The organism is Pseudomonas sp. NPDC089428, from assembly GCF_044749325.1.
Classification (GTDB): Bacteria; Pseudomonadota; Gammaproteobacteria; order Pseudomonadales; family Pseudomonadaceae; genus Aquipseudomonas.
The window spans coordinates 439,161-458,252 of sequence record NZ_JBIVHT010000002.1 but is presented as its reverse complement, the minus strand read 5'-3'; the positions used below and the strand labels follow the sequence as shown (position 1 = coordinate 458,252).

At 61.5% G+C, this 19,092-nt stretch carries 16 protein-coding genes; 8 read left to right on the top strand and 8 right to left on the bottom strand.

The features are described from left to right. Window positions 1–328 precede the first annotated feature (328 nt). Entirely contained in the window at window positions 329–2,089 is a 1,761-nt protein-coding gene (locus ACIPZ5_RS05450) for a cation:proton antiporter (RefSeq protein ID WP_313712226.1), read from the top strand. 109 nt (window positions 2,090–2,198) lie between these two features. Here the strand turns inward: ACIPZ5_RS05450 and ACIPZ5_RS05445 are convergent, their stop codons facing one another. The 4 genes from ACIPZ5_RS05445 to ACIPZ5_RS05430 all read right to left on the bottom strand — a co-directional run bounded on the left by ACIPZ5_RS05445 (window position 2,199) and on the right by ACIPZ5_RS05430 (window position 6,334). Continuing rightward, the gene (locus tag ACIPZ5_RS05445; protein ID WP_261942093.1) at window positions 2,199–2,606 is read right to left on the bottom strand and encodes an SMI1/KNR4 family protein; all 408 of its coding nucleotides are present in this window, start codon (window positions 2,604–2,606) and stop codon (window positions 2,199–2,201) included. Between the two features lie 114 nt (window positions 2,607–2,720). Then, complete coding sequence (locus tag ACIPZ5_RS05440; protein WP_110638879.1) at window positions 2,721–3,578, bottom strand: Tim44 domain-containing protein; 858 nt, start codon at window positions 3,576–3,578, stop codon at window positions 2,721–2,723. Window positions 3,579–3,687: 109 nt separating this feature from the next. Then, the gene (uvrD, locus tag ACIPZ5_RS05435; RefSeq protein ID WP_343594563.1) at window positions 3,688–5,874 is read right to left on the bottom strand and encodes a DNA helicase II; all 2,187 of its coding nucleotides are present in this window, start codon (window positions 5,872–5,874) and stop codon (window positions 3,688–3,690) included. Window positions 5,875–6,016: 142 nt separating this feature from the next. After that, window positions 6,017–6,334 (bottom strand): hypothetical protein, encoded by a 318-nt coding sequence (locus ACIPZ5_RS05430; RefSeq protein WP_343594561.1) that lies wholly within the window; start codon window positions 6,332–6,334, stop codon window positions 6,017–6,019. A gap of 221 nt (window positions 6,335–6,555) precedes the next feature. On the opposite strand from ACIPZ5_RS05430, the gene ACIPZ5_RS05425 reads away from it, so the two are divergent. Then, window positions 6,556–8,916, top strand: a complete 2,361-nt coding sequence (locus tag ACIPZ5_RS05425; RefSeq protein WP_343594559.1) for an EAL domain-containing protein — start codon at window positions 6,556–6,558, stop codon at window positions 8,914–8,916. Between the two features lie 12 nt (window positions 8,917–8,928). On the opposite strand, the gene zwf is transcribed toward ACIPZ5_RS05425, so the two are convergent. Further along, window positions 8,929–10,371 carry a glucose-6-phosphate dehydrogenase gene (gene zwf, locus ACIPZ5_RS05420; protein ID WP_343594557.1) on the bottom strand — a complete coding sequence of 481 codons (1,443 nt, stop codon included), beginning with the start codon at window positions 10,369–10,371 and terminating at the stop codon, window positions 8,929–8,931. A 103-nt stretch (window positions 10,372–10,474) separates the two neighbouring features. Here zwf and hexR point away from each other — a divergent pair, with 103 nt between their 5' ends. Next, window positions 10,475–11,341 carry a transcriptional regulator HexR gene (gene hexR, locus ACIPZ5_RS05415; protein ID WP_027917078.1) on the top strand — a complete coding sequence of 289 codons (867 nt, stop codon included), beginning with the start codon at window positions 10,475–10,477 and terminating at the stop codon, window positions 11,339–11,341. Between the two features lie 212 nt (window positions 11,342–11,553). After that, window positions 11,554–11,772 (top strand): PA3496 family putative envelope integrity protein, encoded by a 219-nt coding sequence (locus ACIPZ5_RS05410; protein ID WP_261942088.1) that lies wholly within the window; start codon window positions 11,554–11,556, stop codon window positions 11,770–11,772. Here the strand turns inward: ACIPZ5_RS05410 and ACIPZ5_RS05405 are convergent. Continuing rightward, complete coding sequence (locus ACIPZ5_RS05405) at window positions 11,714–12,676, bottom strand: LysR family transcriptional regulator (RefSeq protein WP_400807120.1); 963 nt, start codon at window positions 12,674–12,676, stop codon at window positions 11,714–11,716. The genes ACIPZ5_RS05410 and ACIPZ5_RS05405 overlap by 59 nt on opposite strands. A 189-nt stretch (window positions 12,677–12,865) precedes the next feature. Between ACIPZ5_RS05405 and ACIPZ5_RS05400 the strand changes: the two genes are divergently transcribed. The 4 genes from ACIPZ5_RS05400 (at window position 12,866) to ACIPZ5_RS05385 (ending at window position 17,916) form a co-directional block, all read left to right on the top strand. Further along, entirely contained in the window at window positions 12,866–14,281 is a 1,416-nt protein-coding gene (locus tag ACIPZ5_RS05400; protein ID WP_054884776.1) for an acetyl-CoA carboxylase biotin carboxylase subunit, read from the top strand. 11 nt (window positions 14,282–14,292) lie between these two features. Continuing rightward, window positions 14,293–16,101: a sodium-extruding oxaloacetate decarboxylase subunit alpha gene (gene oadA / locus ACIPZ5_RS05395; protein ID WP_400807116.1), complete on the top strand. Its 1,809-nt coding sequence runs from the start codon at window positions 14,293–14,295 to the stop codon at window positions 16,099–16,101. A 214-nt stretch (window positions 16,102–16,315) separates the two neighbouring features. Next, a complete protein-coding gene (locus tag ACIPZ5_RS05390; RefSeq protein ID WP_400807113.1) occupies window positions 16,316–17,641 on the top strand; it encodes a type II toxin-antitoxin system HipA family toxin in 1,326 nt (441 codons plus the stop codon). Further along, complete coding sequence (locus ACIPZ5_RS05385; protein WP_400807111.1) at window positions 17,638–17,916, top strand: helix-turn-helix domain-containing protein; 279 nt, start codon at window positions 17,638–17,640, stop codon at window positions 17,914–17,916. Before ACIPZ5_RS05390 ends, ACIPZ5_RS05385 begins: the two co-directional genes overlap by 4 nt. 49 nt (window positions 17,917–17,965) lie before the next feature. Here the strand turns inward: ACIPZ5_RS05385 and ACIPZ5_RS05380 are convergent, their stop codons facing one another. Together ACIPZ5_RS05380 and ACIPZ5_RS05375 are read right to left on the bottom strand one after the other, a co-directional pair. Beyond that, window positions 17,966–18,637 carry a GNAT family N-acetyltransferase gene (locus tag ACIPZ5_RS05380; protein ID WP_400807108.1) on the bottom strand — a complete coding sequence of 224 codons (672 nt, stop codon included), beginning with the start codon at window positions 18,635–18,637 and terminating at the stop codon, window positions 17,966–17,968. A 7-nt stretch (window positions 18,638–18,644) separates the two neighbouring features. Further along, entirely contained in the window at window positions 18,645–19,091 is a 447-nt protein-coding gene (locus ACIPZ5_RS05375; RefSeq protein ID WP_060507731.1) for a GNAT family N-acetyltransferase, read from the bottom strand. Window position 19,092: the final 1 nt, after the last annotated feature.

Here is a 19,092-nt window from a genome sequence, read left to right as displayed (position 1 = left end):
GTGCTCACGGTGAGGTTGCGCTGAATCGGGGTGGGTATCTTCTGACACTTCTGGTTCCCCTCTTGAAGGTTTGCCTTCCTGTTACGGGACGTTGCCAAACGCTCTATCGTCACGCCTGATGCGTCATCAGAGGCGGCTGATCGGCCGATCTGTTTCTACATATTGCACCGGCATTTTGCAGCGGGGTGCGATGTTACCCTGAGTACGCCCATGCAACATGGGCTTTCCTGCATTCAATACAGTATGTACTTGCTGCTCGCTCGGCTTGGCCTTGGCAGAGGAGCGGTCTGCCCGGGCATCCAGCAAAGTCGAAAAGGAGTATCGCGCCATGCATGCCATCAGCTTCATCCAGGACCTGGCAGTGATCATGCTGGTCGCCGGCGTGGTGACGATTCTCTTTCATCGCCTCAAGCAGCCCGTGGTGCTGGGCTACATCGTCGCGGGTTTCATCATCGGCCCGCATACCCCGCCGTTCGGCCTGATCCACGATGAAGACACGATCAAGACCCTGGCCGAGCTGGGGGTAATTTTCCTGATGTTCTGCCTGGGCCTGGAGTTCAGCTTGCGCAAGCTGTTCAAGGTCGGCGCCACGGCATTTATTGCAGCGTTCCTGGAAATCGTCCTGATGATCTGGATCGGTTTCGAGATCGGCCGCTGGTTCGGCTGGAATACCATGGACTCGCTGTTCCTCGGCGCGATTCTGGCAATCTCCTCGACCACCATCATCGTCAAGGCGCTGAACGACCTGAAGATGAAGAACGAGCGTTTCGCCCAGCTGATCTTCGGCGTGCTGATCGTTGAAGACATCCTCGGCATCGGCATTATCGCTTTGCTGTCCGGCATCGCCGTCAGTGGCTCGGTCAGCTCCGGCGAGGTGTTCTCGACGGTCGGCAAGCTGTCGTTGTTCATGATTGTCGCGCTGGTCATCGGCATCCTGCTGGTGCCGCGGCTGCTGGCCTACGTGGCAAAGTTCGAAAGCAACGAGATGCTGTTGATCACCGTGCTGGGCCTGTGCTTCGGCTTCTGCCTGCTGGTGGTCAAGCTGGAATACAGCATGGTGCTGGGGGCCTTCCTGATCGGCGCGATCATGGCCGAGTCGCGCCAGCTGCTGAAGATCGAACGCCTGATCGAACCCGTTCGCGACCTGTTCAGCGCGATCTTCTTCGTCGCCATCGGCCTGATGATCGACCCACAGGTGCTGGTCGATTACGCTTGGCCTATCGTCGTCATCACCCTTGCGGTGGTGCTGGGCAAGATGCTGTCGTGCGGCATGGGCGCATTCATTGCCGGTAACGATGGCCGTACCTCGCTGCGGGTGGGCATGGGGCTTTCGCAGATTGGCGAATTCTCCTTCATCATCGCGGCTTTGGGGATGACCTTGCAGGTCACCAGTGACTTCCTTTACCCGGTGGCGGTGGCGGTTTCGGCCATCACCACGCTGCTGACGCCATACCTGATCCGCGCCGCCGATCCGCTGTCGCAAAAGCTCGGCAACATCGTGCCAAGGCGCCTGGCGCGGGTCCTGTCACTCTATGGAGAATGGTTGCGCAACATTCAGCCGCAAGGTGAAAGCGCCATGCTGGCGGCGATGATCCGGCGCATCCTGTTGCAGGTCGGCGTCAATCTGGCGTTGGTGATCGCCATCTTCTTCAGCGGCGGTTATTTCGCCGCGCGCATCGGCAGTTGGCTCAGTGAGTGGGTGACGGATGTCAGCCAGCAGAAGGCGCTGATATGGGGTGCGGCGCTTCTGCTGTCGTTACCGTTCCTGATTGCCGCCTATCGCAAGCTCAAGGCACTGTCGATGCTGTTGGCAGAGATGGGGGTGAAGCCGGAAATGGCCGGGCGGCATACCCAGCGCGTGCGTCGCGTGGTTGCCGAGGTGATTCCACTGCTGTCGCTGCTGGTGATCTTCCTGCTGCTGTCGGCATTGTCGGCCAGCATCCTGCCGACCAGCGAGCTGTTGCTGGTGATCGCAGTGGTGGCGGCAGTGGTGGTGGCGTTGCTGTGGCGCTGGTTCATCCGCGTGCATTCACGGATGCAGATCGCCTTGCTGGAGACGCTGGAAAACAGTCGCGATCATTCGCACTGAGGGCAAGATTTCACCGTCTTCCGAGGGGATGGAGCGGGAACGATGTCGCCAGGCGCAGAAAGCCTGGCGAATTTAACTGCATTGATGGCACTAAGCCATTTTCAGTGGGTCAGCTTTCCAGCCACACGTCCCGTGCCCAGTGCCACACCGATTCCCAGCTTTCTTCGGCAATGGCTTCTTCGTCACCATCCCACAGCACTACGGTGCCATCTTCCTCGACGCAGTAGTAGTTGTTGCCGTCCTCGCACAGCGGAATCAGGTCGCGCGGAACACCGGCGTCCCAGGCGTTGGCGGCGACGTCGGGCAGGTAGGTGTGGGATTGCGGGTCGGTGCAGGTCACCGGCTCAAGCGAGCCGTACACCACATCGCTGACGGTCAGCAGAAACTCCTTGAACACGAACGGAATGTTGATGAACAGCTGTTCCTCGATCTCGACCAGTTGGTCCTCATCGGGAAGCTCCAGCGGCACCGGCACGGGTTCATTGGCTTCACGGAGTTGTTCGATCACTTCTTCCACGGTTTACATCCTCTGACCTTGATGACAACGCTGCGCGTTATACCCTAGTAGCCCGCTCTGGCAAAAGCAAAAACCCCGGGACAGGCCCGGGGTTTTTTGTGCAACGTGCGACGGTTAACCGTTTTGACGGATACCGGCGACCAGCCAAGGCTGGTTCTCGCCCTGGGCGCGAACCATGTGCCAGCTTTCGCTGAAGGCCTCGCCCTGGTCGAAGCGCGAGGTCTTCGACACGCCACGGAAGGTCAGGGTGGCGTCGGTGCGGTCGGCGCGATCGTCGACACCGTCCAGTTGTACGTCGAGGTCATCGATGTAGGTGGACTGGAAGCCATCACCCAGGTCGGCACGCTCGCGCTTGAGGAACTCGAGCATCTGCGGGGTGACGAACTCGGCGATCTTGTCCATTTCGTTGGCATCCCAGTGCTGCTGCAGCGACTGGAAGTGGCTGCGGGCTGCGGCCAGGAAGCTCTGCTCGTTGAACCACGCCGGTGCGTTGATCACCGGGGCGGCTGCGGCAGCAGGGGCAGCCGAACCACCGAAGATCGACGGCTGAGCAGGCTGCTGGCCATGCGCTTCACGCTGGAACGGCGCGTGGCCCGGCGCGGCCATTTGCGGCTGCTGCTGGCGACGGCGTGCGGCAATGAAGCGGAACACCAGGAAGGCGATCAGGCCCATGATCAGGAAGTCCATGATCTGCATGCCCTGGAAGCCGTCACCCATGAACATGGAAGCCAGCAGGCCACCGGCGGCGAGGCCGGCCAGAGGGCCCAGCCAGCGCGAAGCACCGCTGGCGGCGGCCGGGGCGCGGCCAGGAGCGGTCGGCGCGGCAGCAGGCGTGGTTGGCGTAGCCTGGCGGGTCTGGTGGATAGGCGCGGCGCCCGAGCTCTTGCCGCCGCCAAATCGCTTGGCGTTGGCGTCCAGGCTCAGCGTCAGGCCGACGCAGAGCGCCAGTGCGATGCTAAGAAAACGTTGCATAAATGGGATTTCCCCTGTTGTGGATTGCACGCGCGCCATGGTGCACAGGTTCCTGTGCACATGACCAGCGACAAGATGTTTCCAGCTTTTGCCTGAATGGTTCGAGGCTTTAGATGGCCTCGAGCTTGGCATACCCCAGCATGAGCCATTTGCTGCCTTCGGCAAAGTTTACCTGCACCCGCGCCTGGGCACCGGAACCCTCGAAGTTGAGGATCACCCCTTCGCCAAACACCGCGTGCTGCACGCGCTGGCCCAGGTTGAAGGCGGTCTGCGGAATATTGGCATTGGCAAACAGGTTGCTGTTGGAGCTCGTCGAACCGCCGAATGGTCGGCTGACACTGTTGGAAAGTCGTACTTCCTGAACCAGCCCGCTCGGAATCTCACGTACGAAACGAGACACCTTGTTATAGGTTTCGCTGCCATAGAGGCGACGGGTCTCGGCATAGGTCATGATCAGCTGGCGCATGGCGCGGGTAATGCCCACGTAGGCCAGGCGGCGTTCCTCTTCCAGGCGGCCGGGTTCTTCCAGGCTCATCTTGTGCGGGAACAGGCCTTCTTCCATGCCCACCAGGAACACGTATGGGAATTCCAGGCCCTTGGCGCTGTGCAGGGTCATCAATTGGATGCTGTCTTCGTGCTCGTCCGCCTGTGTGTCGCCGGCTTCCAGCGAGGCATGGCCCAGGAAGGCCGAGAGCGGCGACAGGTCGGCGTCGTCTTCGCTGGTTTCGAAGTTGCGCGCGGCGCTGACCAGTTCCTCAAGGTTTTCTACCCGTGCCTGGCCCTTTTCACCCTTTTCTTCCTGGTGATAGATGATCAGACCGGACTGCTCGATGGCCGTCTGGGTCATGGTGTGCAGCGGCATGTCGGCGACCTTGCTGGCCAGGCCCTCGATCAACTCGATGAAGGCACCCAGGGCCGAGGCCGCGCGGCCTTTCAGCGCCTTGGCGGCCAGCAACTGGCACATGGCTTCCCACATCGACAGCTGGCTGTGGCGGGCATGCTCGCGAATGGCCTCGACGGTTTTCTCGCCAATTCCACGGGGTGGCACGTTGATCACCCGCTCCAGGGCCGCGTCGTTGCCGCGGCCTTCGATCAGGCGCAGGTAGGCCATGGCATTCTTGATTTCGGCGCGTTCGAAGAAGCGCTGACCACCGTAGATGCGATAGGGGATGCGTTCGCGCAGCAAGGCTTCTTCCAGCACCCGCGACTGGGCGTTGGAACGATACAGGATGGCGATGTCGCTGCGCGCGTTGCCTTGCTTGATCAGGCTCTCGATGGTCTCGACCACATAGCGCGCTTCATCGTGTTCGTTGTAGGCGGCGTACAGCGTCAGCGGCTCGCCTTCACCCATGTCGGTCCAAAGTTCCTTGCCCAGGCGCCCGCTGTTGTTGGCGATCAGCGCGTTGGCGGCCTTGAGGATGCCGCCGGTGGAGCGGTAGTTCTGCTCCAGGCGGATCATCTCGGCATCAGGGAAGTCGGCGGTGTACTGGTGAATGTTTTCGATCTTGGCACCGCGCCAACCGTAGATGGACTGGTCGTCGTCGCCCACAGCCATCAGGCTGCCACCATTCTTGCCCGCCAGCAGGCGCAGCCAGGCGTACTGCACGGCGTTGGTGTCCTGGAACTCGTCCACCAGCAGGTGACGGAAGCGCCGCTGGTAGTGCTCCAGCAAGCCAGGGTGGTCGCGCCACAGGTCGAGGGCGCGCAGCAGCAATTCGGAGAAGTCGATGACCCCGGCGCGTTCGCAGGCCTGTTCATAGGCGCTGTAGACATCGCGCATGGTCTGCAGGAACAGGTCGCCGCTGGCCTGGATGTGTTGCGGGCGCAGGCCCTCGTCCTTTTGCCCGTTGATGAACCACTGGGCCTGACGCGCCGGCCATTTCTGCTCGTCCAGGCCAAGTTCGCGCATGACGCGCTTGATCAGCCGTTGCTGATCATCGCTGTCGAGGATCTGGAAGTTCTGCACCAGACGTGCTTCCTGCCAGTGCGCCCTTAGCAGACGGTGCGCCAGGCCGTGGAAGGTACCCACCCACATGCCCGCCGGGTTGATGCCCAGCAACTGCTCGATCCGCTGGCGCATTTCGGCAGCAGCCTTGTTGGTGAAGGTCACCGACAGGATAGAGTGCGGCGAGGCCTGCTCGACCTGGATCAGCCAGGCGATGCGGTGCACCAGCACGCGGGTTTTACCGGAACCGGCGCCAGCAAGCACCAGTTGACGCCCAAGCGTGGCCGCGACGGCCTGGCGTTGGGCATCGTTGAGGGAATTCAGCAGGAGGGAGAGGTCATCTGTGTGCATCCGGCCATTCTAGGGGGAGGCCGGTTAAGGGGCAAACATCTACTGTATGAATATTCACCTCAAGCGCTGTCGCTCATCGGGTTCTGGCGCCAGCAGTTGCCTGATCGCCGCATGGCTGCGATCAGGCTGACTCGCACCCGGCTTACTCGATTGCCTTGCGGTAGCCAATTTCAACCCTTTGCGAACCCGCAGGCTCGATGACCTCCAGAGACTTCCACGCAGTACCACCTTCGCGCCTGAAGAACACATCCTTCTGAGTCACGACCTGCAAGGAAATGCCTTCCTTCTCCACCAGTTGCAGTTCGAGCACTTCCCAGCCACCGCGGTGGCGCACTTTGGGTTCGACCAGAACAGGCTCGATGCCTGGGTGGGCAACTGTCACGGTTCCTTGCACTTCGAAGTAAGTCGGCTCGCCGGGTACATCGCTGTTGTAGGCAATCAGGTTTTTGATGGTGTTCATGATGATGTCCTTGGTAATCGAGAGTAGCGCCGCTAGACGCAGTGCTACATTCGGGCCCCTTGGTTGCCGATGGGATCTGGCATCATTTCAGCTATACCAATGCCTGCACACGCGTAACGGGCCAAAGATGACCCACAGCAGTTTGGCCAGGACTGCCGTTTGTGTAAGATCGCAGCTCGTTGAGTGACAACCATAACAAGAACTCTACAAGAACCAGCGCTATGACCCAGGACTGCACGGCGATCGGAGTATCGCTGGAGATGACAAGGAATGTGCGCAGGCAGTTCGCCACCCAGCTCTCCGTCGAGCGAACGCGTCTGCTGTATCAAGGCTCTCTGTTACCCACATTGTTCATGCTGCTCAACGGCCTGCTCTGCGCCTGGCTGTTGTGGATCCCTGGGCGTTATTTGCTGGTGGCCGTGTGGCTGGTATGGCTGCTGGCGCTGGTGGCCCTTCGGGTGATCCAGGTAGCGGCGTTCGACGCTGCCTCGGCGCAACGTCAGGCCAACCCTGGCTGGCGCCGCATGTTCCTGTTCGGTTCGGCATTCAGTGGTTTGACCTTGGCCTGTGCCGCGATCGCCTTGGTGCCGCAAGACAACTTCGTGCAGCAGGCCTGGGTGTTCGGCTTGCTGGGGATGGCCACTTTAAGTGCGAGCATCGCCTATGCAGTCAGCCTGCCGGCCTTTCTCAGCTTTGCCTTGCCCTGCCTGTTGCCGCCGATCCTGTTCCTCTTCTACTTCGACGCAGGGCAGCAGCGTGGCTGGGGCTGGCTTGGCCTGATTCTGCTGGCGGCGCTGGTGGTGGTGGCCTGGCAGGTCAACCGGCTACTCGACCGCAGCCTGCTGCGGCGCTTCCAGAATCAGGCGTTGAACCAGGACCTGCAACGGATCTCCGCGCAGAAGGTGCTCGAAGAACAGCAGCGCCTGGCGGCCACGGTGTTCGAAGCCTGCAATGAAGGCGTGGTGATTCTGAGCGCCGAATTCGTGGTACTTGCAGTGAATCAGGCCTACTGCCAGATGACCGGCTACAACCGTTCCGAGCTACTGGCGCGCGAATGGTTCGAGTTGCCGTGCCATAGCGATGCGCGCCGGCACAGCCAGGCCATCGAGTCGGCGCTGGCGCAACAAGGCGGCTGGCAGGCCGAGCTGGTAGAGGCGCGCAAGCACGGCGAGCTGCATCCGCAACGGTTGCAACTGACGGCTGTGCGCGACACCCAGGGCCAGTTGAGCCAGGTGGTCGGATTCTTCACCGACCTGTCTTCGCGGCGGGCCTCCGAGGAGCGCTTGCGCTACCTGGCGCACTACGACGAATTGAGCGGGCTGGCCAACCGCTCACTGTTCCGGCTACGTCTACAGGAAGCCGCTCAACGCGTGCGCAGCAACGGGCGCAGCCTCGCCCTGCTGCATGTCGATCTGGACCGCTTCAAGCTACTCAATGAAAGCCTGGGCCATGAGCTGGCTGATCAGCTGATTCACAAGATTGCCCGGCGAATTGTCAGCACCGTTCCCGAGGCAGATACCGTGGCGCGGCTTTCTGGCGATGAGTTTGCCGTACTGTTCGATGGTTACAGCAACCTGTCGAGCCTGGTGCGGGTCACCACCCGGTTGTTGAACAAGCTGCGCAAGCCGCAGCGGCTCGACGGGCACGAGGTCGTGGTCAGCGCTTCGGTGGGCATCAGTGTGCTGTCCGACGCCACGCTCGATGCCGATGCCCTGATCAGCCAGGCAGACATGGCCAAGCAGCATGCCAAGCATCTGGGCGGCGACAACTTCCAGTTCTATACCGAGAGCCTGCGCGCCAGCACTCTCGAGCGCCTGCAGCTGGAGAACCAGCTACGCAAGGCCATCGATGAAGAACAACTCATGGTCTTTTACCAGCCCAAACTGTGCCTGCTCAGTGGGCGTCTGCATGCCGCCGAGGCCCTGGTGCGCTGGCAACATCCAGGGTGGGGCATGGTGCCGCCAGGGGAGTTCATCGGCTTGGCCGAAGAAACCGGGCTGATTGCCCCTATCGGCGAGTTCGTGCTCCGCCATGCCTGCAGGCAGGCTCGCGATTGGCAGCGCCTGGGGCTGGAGGTGCGGGTTTCGGTCAACCTGTCGGTGTACCAGTTGCGCCAGGGCAAGCTGGTCAGCCTGGTGCGTCAGGTGCTTGAGGAGACCGGCCTGGCACCGCACCTCCTGGAGCTGGAGCTTACCGAAAGCCAGCTGCTGGACAGCGTCGAGCACATCATCGCGACCTTCGAGCAATTGCATGCGTTGGGGGTGAAACTGGCCATCGACGATTTTGGTACCGGCTATTCGTCACTGAGCTACCTGAAGCGGTTGCCGGTGGACTACGTGAAGATCGACCAGGCATTCATCCGCGGCCTGCACGAAGGCAGCCAGGATGCGGCCATTACCCAGGCAATCATTACCCTGTCCAGGAGCCTGGGCCTGAAGGTGGTGGCGGAAGGGGTGGAAACGGCGGAACAGCTGGCGTTTCTGCGTGAACACGCGTGTGATGAGGCCCAGGGCTATCTGATCAGCAGGCCTGTCCCGGAGCCTGAGTTCAGACAGATGCTTGCCCGCCCTTGGACGCATTGAGGGCAAGGTCACTCAGCCATGCCAGTGCCTGCCGTGCCTGGCCAGCAGGCTGTTGGCCTGTTCCGGGCCGTTGCTGCCTGCAGCATAGTGGCGGGGCGCCTGGAAGTGCTCTTCCCAGCCCTTGATGATTGGGTCGATCCAGGCCCAGGCAGCCTCCACTTCGTCGCGGCGCATGAACAGCGTCGAGTCGCCCTCCAGGATGTCCAGCAGCAGGCGTTCGTAGGCGTCCCAACGGCGGGTCTGGCCAAAAACCTGGGCAAGGTTGAGGTCCAGATCGACCGGCTCCAGGCGCATGCCCTTGCCGGGGCTCTTGGTCATCATGCGCAGGCTGATGCGTTCCTCGGGCTGCAGCTGGATCAGCAGCTGGTTGACTTGGCCGCCGCTGAACAGCTCGTGGGGTACCGGTTTGAACTGGATGACGATTTGCGACGAGCGCCGCGCCATGCGCTTGCCGGTACGCAGGTAGAACGGCACGCCGGCCCAGCGCCAGTTGTCGATGTGGGCGTGCACGGCGACGAAGGTTTCGGTGTCGGTGTCGTTGTCGACGTCCTTCTCGAAGTAGTAGGCCGGTACTTCCTGGCCGCCGATGTGTCCGGCACCGTACTGGCCACGCACGGTCTTGTCCTGCACGTCCTGGCCGGTGATGGGTTTGAGGGCACGCAGGATCTTAACCTTCTCGTCGCGCACGGCTTCGGCCTCGAATTGCGCCGGCGGTTCCATGGCCACCAGGCACAGCAGCTGCAAGAGGTGATTCTGCAGCATGTCGCGGGTTGCCCCGGCGCGGTCGTAGTAGCCACCACGGTTTTCCACACCCAGGGTTTCGCAGACGCTGATCTGCACATGGTCGACCTGGCCGTTGCGCCACACCGGTTCCAGCAGGGCATTGGCGAAGCGCAGGGCCATCAGGTTCTGCACGGTTTCCTTGCCCAGGTAGTGATCGATGCGAAACACCTGCGATTCGTCGAACACCGCGCCGATCGATTCGTTGATGGCAGTGGCAGATTCCAGCGAGTGGCCGATCGGTTTTTCCAGCACGATGCGTGCTTCGCTGTCGGCCAGCCCGGCAACACGCAGATGGTTGGCGATCGGTACGAAGAGGTTGGGCGCAGTGGCCAGGTAGTAGATGCGGGTCAGCCCTCCAGGCTCGCCGAGGTAGCGCGCCAGGCGGCCGAAATCGGCGCTTTGCGCCGCGTCCATGGGGAAGTAGTCGAGGCGGGCGGAAAAGCGTTGCCACACATCTTCGTCGAAGTCGTGGCGGGCGATCTGCGCCCGGCAATGGCGCTCGGCGAGCTTGAGGTATTCGTTACGGCTAATGTGCCGGCGGGCGAGGGCAATGATGCGCACCGCGTTGTTCAGGCGCGCCTCGCGGTACAGGTGATAGAGCGCCGGCAGCAGTTTGTGCAGGGCCAAGTCACCAGTGCCACCGAACACCAGAATGTCGCAAGGAATAGTCAAACCACCACTCTCCACGTTCGTTTAACTGGGCGGGTTGGCGTCCATGTAGTATAACTACAAGAAAGCTACATCCCGGCCAGCCGATCATAACCGAGTCCAGCCCGTGAATCTGTTGCAACATATCGCCCAATCGCGCCACCTGCTGCGCAAATCGGAACTCAAAGTGGCCGACCACGTGCTGCTCGACCCGGCTGCCGTCATGCACAGCTCGATGGCCGACCTGGCGCACAGCGTGGGCATCAGTGAGCCGACGATCGTGCGTTTCTGCCGGGCGATCGGTTGTTCAGGCTTCCAGGATCTCAAGCTCAAGCTGGCGCAAAGCCTGGCAGCCGGTGCCAGTTTCGGCCAGTTCGCGATTCATGAGGACGACTCGGTTGCCGACTACAGCCTGAAGATTTTCGACACCACCCTTCACACGCTGATGGAAGTACGCGAGCACCTCGACCCCCAGGCCCTGCAACAGGCCGTGAGTGCAATGGCTCAGGCGCAACGCGTGGAGTTCTACGGCTTTGGCGCATCCGGTGCGGTAGCCGCCGACGCCCAGCACAAGTTCTTCCGCCTGCTGCTCAGCGCTGCGGCCTACTCCGACCCGCACATGCAGGCCATGTCGGCGGTGACGTTGAAGCCGGGTGACGTGGCGGTGTGCATTTCCCAGTCGGGGCGTTCCAAGGACTTGCTGATTACTGCCAACCTGGTGCGTGAAAGCGGTGCCAACCTGATCACTCTGTGCCCGAGCGCGACGCCGCTGGCGGAGCTGTCGACGGTCAACCTGGCGATCGACGTGCATGAAGATACCGAGATCTACACCCCGCTGACCTCGCGTATCGCTCACCTGGTAGTCATCGACGTGTTGGCCATGGGCGTGGCCATGGCCCGTGGGCCGAGCCTGGTCAATCACCTGAAGAGCGTGAAGCGCAGTTTGCGCAGCCTGCGTTTGTCGCCCAAGTCGATCAAGGCTACAGACGACTGAGATCAGCCTGTACCGGCCTCTTCGCGGGCAAGCCCGCTCCCACAGGAATCGCACTGCCTTCAAGAAGCATACAGTACCTGTGGGAGCGGGCTTGCCCGCGAAGAGGCCGGCACAGGCAAAGCAAATTTCACGGTTCTGTCACCATTCCACAGCCAAACCGTAAACCGCCGAGGCCAGTCTGAGACTCCCGCATCCTAACTGGGAGACAGGCAATGGCTCGTGACTTCGACGGTACGTACCAACCCAGCGCCAAGGCTCGCAAGCAGCAGGAAAAGGATCAGCGCCGCATGGAATACCGCCGCGCGATCGAGAGCTATTGCGACCAACGTCAGCTGCTCCGTGACCTTGTGGATTACCCAGAGTTGCAAGCACTCACGGTATGGCAGGCGTCGGCGGCAGCTTCCCCGAGAAGCGCTCAACAAGCGCGCTAATCAACGCACGTTCGCTGCGGATGAACGCAAGAAAGGCCAAGGCTACCGGCGACTGTCGCTTGGCCTTGGCCTGCACCACACACCAGCTGCGGTACAGCGGCAACTCTTCCACCGGCAGCTCTCTGAGCACCCTCGTGGCCAGCTCCAGGTTCACGGCGTGGCGGGTCAGCAGGGCGATCCCCAGGCCGGCGATCACGCATTCGCGCTGGGCATCGGCCGAAGCGACCTCCAGTGTCTGGGTGAAGTGCACGCGCTTGTCCTTGAAGTACTCCTCGCAGGCCTTGCGCGTTCCCGAACCTTGCTCGCGGACCAGCAGGGTATGAGGCTCCAGGTCCTGCAGGCGCAGCTGTTCGAGCTTGCACAGCGGGTGTTCAGGCGGGGCCACAGCCACGATCGGGTTGTTCAGAAACGGCAGAAACTCCAGGCCCATGTCCTGCGGCACCATGGACATGATGATCAGATCGTCGCGGTTGTCGGAAAGCCGGCGGATCGCCTGGGCCCGATTGACCACGGTGAGGGTCAGGTTGACCTCCGGGTGACGTTGCTTGAAGGCGGCGAACAGGTGTGGCACGAAGTACTTGGCACTGGACTCGATCGCCAGTTTCAGCTGCCCCTGCAATGAGCCCTGCATGTCCGACAGCTGCATGTCGAGGCTTTCCAGGCGCCCGAAGATGTCGCGGCTGGCCCGCTGCAGCGCTTCGGCGGCTTCGGTCAGGTAGAGCTTCTTGCCGACGTACTCTAACAGCGGCTGGCCAATCAGCTCCTCGAGCTGACGGATCTGTAGACTAACGGCGGGTTGCGTCAGTGCCATCTCCTCCGCCGCACGGCTGTACGAGCGCAAATCACACACCTCGTTGAAGATCTGCAATTGACGCAATGTCATACGCATCAAGGACTTACGCATTTTTATCAGCTCTTTGGCAATACCTTGTTACCGAACTATAAGCTTTTGCTAATACAGCCTCTAACAAATATTGATTTTTGTTTATCGACCTTCAGCGCTAGGGTGAATGTGCGACTGGCCAGCAACCTCTGGTCACGCGCCGACCGGTAGAACCGGATCGACTGTTCCTACGGCTTTGGGAAGACTCCAGTGATAAAAAAAATCCTGATCGCCAACCGGGGTGAAATCGCAGTTCGGATCGTCCGTGCCTGCGCCGAGATGGGCATTCGCTCTGTCGCGATCTATTCCGATGCCGACCGTCATGCCTTGCACGTCAAGCGCGCCGACGAGGCCTACAGCATTGGTGCCGAGCCGCTGGCCGGCTACCTGAACCCGCGCAAGCTGGTGAACCTTGCTGTGGAAACCGGCTGTGACGCCCTGCACCCGGGCTACGGTTTCCTTTCGGAAAACGCCGAACTGGCGGAGATCTGCGCCGAGCGCGGGATCAAGTTCATCGGCCCGGCCGCCGACGTCATCCGCCGCATGGGCGACAAGACCGAAGCGCGTCGCACCATGATCCAGGCCGGTGTGCCGGTGACCCCCGGTACCGAAGGCAACGTCGCCGATATTCATGAAGCCCTGAGCGAAGGCGACCGTATCGGTTACCCGGTGATGCTCAAGGCCACTTCCGGTGGTGGCGGCCGTGGTATCCGCCGCTGCAACAGCCGTGAAGAGCTGGAACAGAACTTCCCGCGGGTGATCTCCGAGGCCACCAAGGCCTTCGGTTCGGCAGAAGTGTTCCTGGAAAAGTGCATCGTCAACCCCAAGCACATCGAGGCGCAGATCCTGGGTGACAGCTTCGGCAACGTCGTGCACCTGTTCGAGCGCGACTGCTCGATCCAGCGCCGTAACCAGAAACTCATCGAAATCGCTCCGAGCCCCCAGCTCACCCCCGAGCAGCGCGCCTACATCGGCGACCTGGCGGTACGTGCAGCCAAGGCGGTGAACTACGAGAACGCCGGTACCGTGGAGTTCCTGCTCGCCGATGGCGAGGTGTACTTCATGGAGATGAACACCCGGGTGCAGGTGGAACACACCATCACCGAGGAAATCACCGGGATCGACATCGTCCGTGAGCAGATCCGCATCGCTTCCGGGCTGCCGCTGTCGGTGAAACAGGAAGACATCCAGCACCGTGGCTACGCGTTGCAGTTCCGCATCAACGCCGAAGACCCGAAGAACAACTTCCTGCCCAGCTTCGGCAAGATCACCCGTTACTACGCCCCCGGCGGCCCGGGTGTGCGTACCGACACGGCGATCTACACCGGCTACACCATTCCACCGTTCTACGACTCCATGTGCCTGAAACTGGTGGTCTGGGCGTTGACCTGGGAAGAAGCCATGGACCGCGGCCTGCGGGCCCTGGACGACATGCGCGTGCAGGGGGTGAAGACCACCGCCGCGTACTACCAGGAAATCCTGCGCAATCCGGAATTCCGTAGCGGTCAGTTCAATACCAGCTTCGTCGAAAGCCACCCGGAGCTGACCAACTACTCGATCAAGCGCAAACCCGAAGAGCTGGCCCTGGCCATCGCCGCCGCCATCGCCGCCCACGCAGGCCTGTGAGGAACCCTATAATGTCCAAGAAAATTCACGTAACCGACACGATCCTGCGCGACGCCCACCAGTCCCTGCTGGCTACCCGCATGCGTACCGAAGACATGCTGCCGATCTGCGACAAGCTCGACAAAGTCGGCTACTGGTCGCTGGAAGTCTGGGGTGGCGCCACCTTCGACGCCTGCGTGCGCTTCCTCAAGGAAGACCCGTGGGAGCGCCTGCGCAAACTGCGTGCGGCCCTGCCTAATACCCGCCTGCAAATGCTGCTGCGTGGCCAGAACCTGCTCGGCTATCGCCATTACAGCGACGACGTGGTCAAGGCCTTCGTCGCCAAGGCTGCGGTCAACGGCATCGACGTGTTCCGCATCTTCGACGCGATGAACGACGTGCGTAACCTGCGTGTTGCCATCGAAGCGGTGAAGGCTGCTGGCAAACACGCCCAGGGCACCATCGCCTACACCGTCAGCCCCGTGCACACCATCGAGGCCTTCGTTGCCCAGGCCAAGCAGATGGAAGCCATGGGTTGCGACTCGATTGCGATCAAGGACATGGCTGGCTTGCTGACGCCGTTCGCCACCGGCGAGCTGGTCAGGGCACTGAAGGCCGAGCAGTCGCTGCCGGTGTTCATCCATTCCCACGACACCGCCGGCCTGGCCGCCATGTGCCAGCTCAAGGCCGTGGAAAACGGTGCCGACCACATCGACACCGCGATCTCCAGCTTCGCCTGGGGCACCAGCCACCCGGGTACCGAGTCGATGGTCGCCGCGCTCAAGGGCAGCGAGTTCGACACTGGCCTGGACCTGGAACTGCTGCAGGAAATCGGCCTGTACTTCTACGCCGTGCGCAAGAAGTACCACCAGTTCGAGAGCGAGTTCACCGCCGTGGACACCCGCGTGCAGGTCAACCAGGTGCCGGGCGGGATGATTTCCAACCTGGCCAACCAGCTCAAGGAGCAGGGCGCGCTGAGCCGCATGAACGAGGTGCTGGCCGAGATCCCGCGTGTGCGTGAAGACCTCGGCTTCCCGCCGCTGGTGACCCCGACCTCGCAGATCGTCGGTACCCAGGCGTTCTTCAACGTGCTGGCCGGCGAGCGCTACAAGACCATCACCAACGAGGTGAAGCTGTACCTGCAAGGCGGTTACGGCAAGGCCCCAGGTGTGGTCAACGAGCAGCTGCGCCGCCAGGCGATCGGCAGCGAAGAAGTGATCGACGTGCGCCCGGCCGACCTGCTCAAGCCAGAGATGGCCAAGCTGCGCGCCGACATCGGTGCCCTGGCCCGTTGCGAAGAAGACGTGCTGACCTTCGCCATGTTCCCGGACATTGGCCGCAAGTTCCTCGAAGAACGCGAAGCCGGCACCCTGACCCCCGAAGCCCTGCTGCCGATTCCCGAAGCAGGTGCTGTGGCGTCCCATGCCGGTGAAGGGGTACCGACCGAGTTCGTCATCGACGTACACGGTGAAACCTACCGCGTCGACATCACGGGTGTGGGCGTCAAGGCCGAAGGCAAGCGTCACTTCTACCTGTCGATCGACGGCATGCCGGAAGAAGTGGTGTTCGAGCCGCTCAACGAGTTCGTTGGCGGCGGTGGCAGCAAGCGCAAGCAGGCCAGCGCGCCGGGCCACGTCAGCACCACCATGCCGGGCAACATCGTCGATGTGCTGGTCAAGGAAGGTGATTTGGTCAAGGCCGGCCAGGCGGTGCTGATCACCGAGGCGATGAAGATGGAGACCGAAGTGCAGGCGGCCATCGCCGGCAAGGTCGTAGCCATCCACGTTGCCAAGGGCGATCGAGTGACGCCGGGCGAGATCCTGATCGAGATCGAAGGCTGAGATCAGCCCTCAGCTACGAGCGGTTAACCTCTGGGGAGCGGATGCTCCCCTTTTTTATGTTCAGCAGTGCATTTTAATGCAGATTTTGCAAAGCCGAGCCACCTTTATCTGTATTAAAGTGCAGATAAAGAATGGAGACTGTAGCTAGTCTGCACTATGCTGCAGATAACAAGCCTGAATCGTCCAGCAGCATGCAGTAAATTGCAGGTGAACCATGTACAGACTCACGCTCCAACTCCATGATCAAGGTCGGTGGCATGATGCTGTTGCCATCGCCTTTGCCGAGCCTGAAAAGAGCCTTTCTAGTCCCTGTGAGTTCGGGTACACGTCCGAGTATGTCAAAACCAATCTGGATGCCTACGACAGCCTGTTCTGCCAGGCCGCAAGCGCCAGGCTGCCGGTGGACTTCGGCTCCCATCGTCTGTCGCACGCTCCGGCATTCCTTTACGACATCGCGCCCGCTGGGGCTGCGAAGCGTTTTTTGCTCAGGCATATCGGCCGAGAGAAACCGGAAGGCATGGGTGAGGACCTGTATTTGCTCGGGCGCTCCACCCCGGCCCCTATTGGCAATCTGCGCATCAAGGAGTCGGTCGAGCAACTGGACCTTGCGGAGCCGATCGGTTTTTCACGGCAAGACGTCATCACTCGCGATCAACGCTTTCTCGAATACGCCTATGAGCAAGGCTCGGCCATTGGTGGCGCGACTGGCGCCGGCGGGGAAGCACCAAAACTGTTGATGACCGAAGCCGAGAGCGGCCACCTGTATCCGGACGCAGTGCTTGCGGATGACCGAGCCCGACGGCATTGGTTCATCAAGTTCGCCCGGAACCAGGCTCTGGCCGATGATCAGGATATCCTGCGGGCCGAGTACCTCTACTACAAGGCGTTGCAGCAGCTTGACATCGAGACGGTGGCCAGTGAGCACATCGCGCTTGAAGAGGGTAGAAAGCCCAGCTTGTGGATGGAGCGCTTCGATCGTCAGGTTTGCGCTCAGGGTGTACAGCGCCTTGCCGTGGAGTCGGTTTATTCCTTGTGTGGAGTTACCGAGCCCGGTAGCCGGATGGGGCACCTTGAAGTAATCGAGGCACTCGCCGGGGTGTGGGTGATGGCTGGCCAAGGCAAAGAGGTGCCTGAGCTGATTGCGGATTATCTGCGGCGCGACCTGATCAACAAGATCTTGGGCAACGCCGATAACCACGGACGCAACACGGCTATCATTCGTACCCGCGACACGGTACGTCTAGCCCCCATCTACGACCTTGCGCCGATGGTGATGGATCAGGAAGGGATAACTCGAACCACCAAGTGGCCTGCTTCGATCGAAAGAGCTGGCGAAATCGACTGGCAGGCGGCCTGTGTTGCGCTGGCTGAATTCGTCGATCCGGGCGAGGCTTTCCAGCGTCTACGGCAGGATGCCCGGCATCTGTTGGCATTGCCGGATATCTTATCCGGTCTTGGGCTCCCGGATGCAGTGATGAATCATCCGGCGATTGCGCTGGGCAAGCTTGAGCGCCGGATGGCGGAGTGGGGGTTGGCATGACGGTTTCCATCGATGCCCGCGGGCTGATGATCGATGGCGTGCGCGAAGGTATTGCCGATGGTAGCCTTGAGCTGGGGGCTGCGGTGCGACGGCTGCGCGTGGAGGTGGCGAAGATGCAGCAGACTCAGTTTGCGCGGATGTGCAAGATTTCCGTGCGTACGCTCATTCAGATCGAGCAGGGGGACGGCAATCCCACGCTCAAGTCGTTGAACGCTGTATTCAAACCATTTGGTTTGCAGATGGGCGTCATAAGGCGCGCGAGCCAGATCAGGTAAACCCCTCAGACCGATCACAGGCCGGCTGGCCCGTGATCGGTCTTGATGATCAGCCCCTGCGGCAGTCCTCAAGTGTTCGTGCCTGGCCTTCCGGCCTCTGGTTTTCTGCGCTCAACCACCGCTCGAACCCCGCCGCCACCTGCGGCCATTCATCATCGGTAATCGAGTACCACGCCGTATCGCGGTTGTGGTCCTTCACCACCAGGTGTTTGCGGAACACGCCCTCGAAAACGAAGCCGAAGCGCTCTGCCGCGCGCTTGGAGCGGGCGTTGGCGTTGTTGCACTTCCACTCCAGGCGACGGTTGCCCAGCTCAAAGCCAAGCTTGGCCAGCAAGTAGACGGCCTCGGTGCTTTTAGGCGTGCGCTGCATGGGGGCGCCGAAAGCGATATGGCCGATCTCGATGCGGCCGTGGTCCGGCACGATCGACATCAGCGTGAGCATGCCTTGGGCTTGGCCGCTGGTGCGATCGATGACCGTGAAGTAAAGCGGATCGTGGCCGGCGGCGTTGCCATGCAGCCAGCGGTCGAAGGCGGCGCGCTCGGTGAAGGGGCCGTAGGGCAGGTAGTCCCACAGCAGCGGATCGGACGCCGGGCCTTGCAGCGTGGTCCAGAGATCGTCGCCGTGGCGCGCCGGGTCGAGTTTCTCCAGGCGGATGAAGCGGCCGTCGATGGGCTCGGCATTGGGCGTAGCGGCAGGTTTCCAGTTCAGTGCGTCACTCATGTGCGGCCTACAACCCTTTGCGGAATTGGATGAAGCCCGGGCGCTCGGCAACCTGCTCGTACAGGCTGATGGCGGTGGCGTTGGTTTCGTGGGTCAGCCAGTGCACCTTGATGCAGCCAGCGGCCTTGGCCGTGGCATACACGTGCTCGATCAGCTGGCGGCCGATGCCCAGGCCGCGCTGGCTGCTGTCGACGTAGAGGTCCTGCAGGTAGCAGGAATTCTCGATGCTCCAGTTGGAACGATGGTAGATGAAGTTGACCATGCCCACCGCCTTGCCATCGACCCATGCCAGGGTCGAATGCGTCGGTTCATTCGGGTCGAGCAGGCGTTGCCAGGTGCTGAGGCTGACCGTTTCGGCCAGTTCGGTCTGGTAGAAGCGCAGGTAGGCTTGCCACAGGGCGAGCCAGGCGGCGTGGTCTTGGGCGCTGACAGGGCGCAGGGTAACGCTGGGCATG

Bases quoted from the DNA above. Each gene is read 5' to 3' on its own strand.
- ACIPZ5_RS05385 (WP_400807111.1), top strand. From the start codon at position 17,638: ATGACGGTTTCCATCGATGCCCGCGGGCTGATGATCGATGGCGTGCGC.
- ACIPZ5_RS05410 (WP_261942088.1), top strand. From the start codon at position 11,554: ATGGCTCGTGACTTCGACGGTACGTACCAACCCAGCGCCAAGGCTCGC.
- ACIPZ5_RS05375 (WP_060507731.1), bottom strand. From the start codon at position 19,091: ATGCCCAGCGTTACCCTGCGCCCTGTCAGCGCCCAAGACCACGCCGCC.
- ACIPZ5_RS05405 (WP_400807120.1), bottom strand. From the start codon at position 12,676: ATGCGTAAGTCCTTGATGCGTATGACATTGCGTCAATTGCAGATCTTC.
- ACIPZ5_RS05425 (WP_343594559.1), top strand. From the start codon at position 6,556: ATGACCCAGGACTGCACGGCGATCGGAGTATCGCTGGAGATGACAAGG.
- ACIPZ5_RS05390 (WP_400807113.1), top strand. From the start codon at position 16,316: ATGTACAGACTCACGCTCCAACTCCATGATCAAGGTCGGTGGCATGAT.
- ACIPZ5_RS05380 (WP_400807108.1), bottom strand. From the start codon at position 18,637: ATGAGTGACGCACTGAACTGGAAACCTGCCGCTACGCCCAATGCCGAG.
- ACIPZ5_RS05430 (WP_343594561.1), bottom strand. From the start codon at position 6,334: ATGAACACCATCAAAAACCTGATTGCCTACAACAGCGATGTACCCGGC.
- ACIPZ5_RS05450 (WP_313712226.1), top strand. From the start codon at position 329: ATGCATGCCATCAGCTTCATCCAGGACCTGGCAGTGATCATGCTGGTC.
- oadA (WP_400807116.1), top strand. From the start codon at position 14,293: ATGTCCAAGAAAATTCACGTAACCGACACGATCCTGCGCGACGCCCAC.
- uvrD (WP_343594563.1), bottom strand. From the start codon at position 5,874: ATGCACACAGATGACCTCTCCCTCCTGCTGAATTCCCTCAACGATGCC.
- ACIPZ5_RS05440 (WP_110638879.1), bottom strand. From the start codon at position 3,578: ATGCAACGTTTTCTTAGCATCGCACTGGCGCTCTGCGTCGGCCTGACG.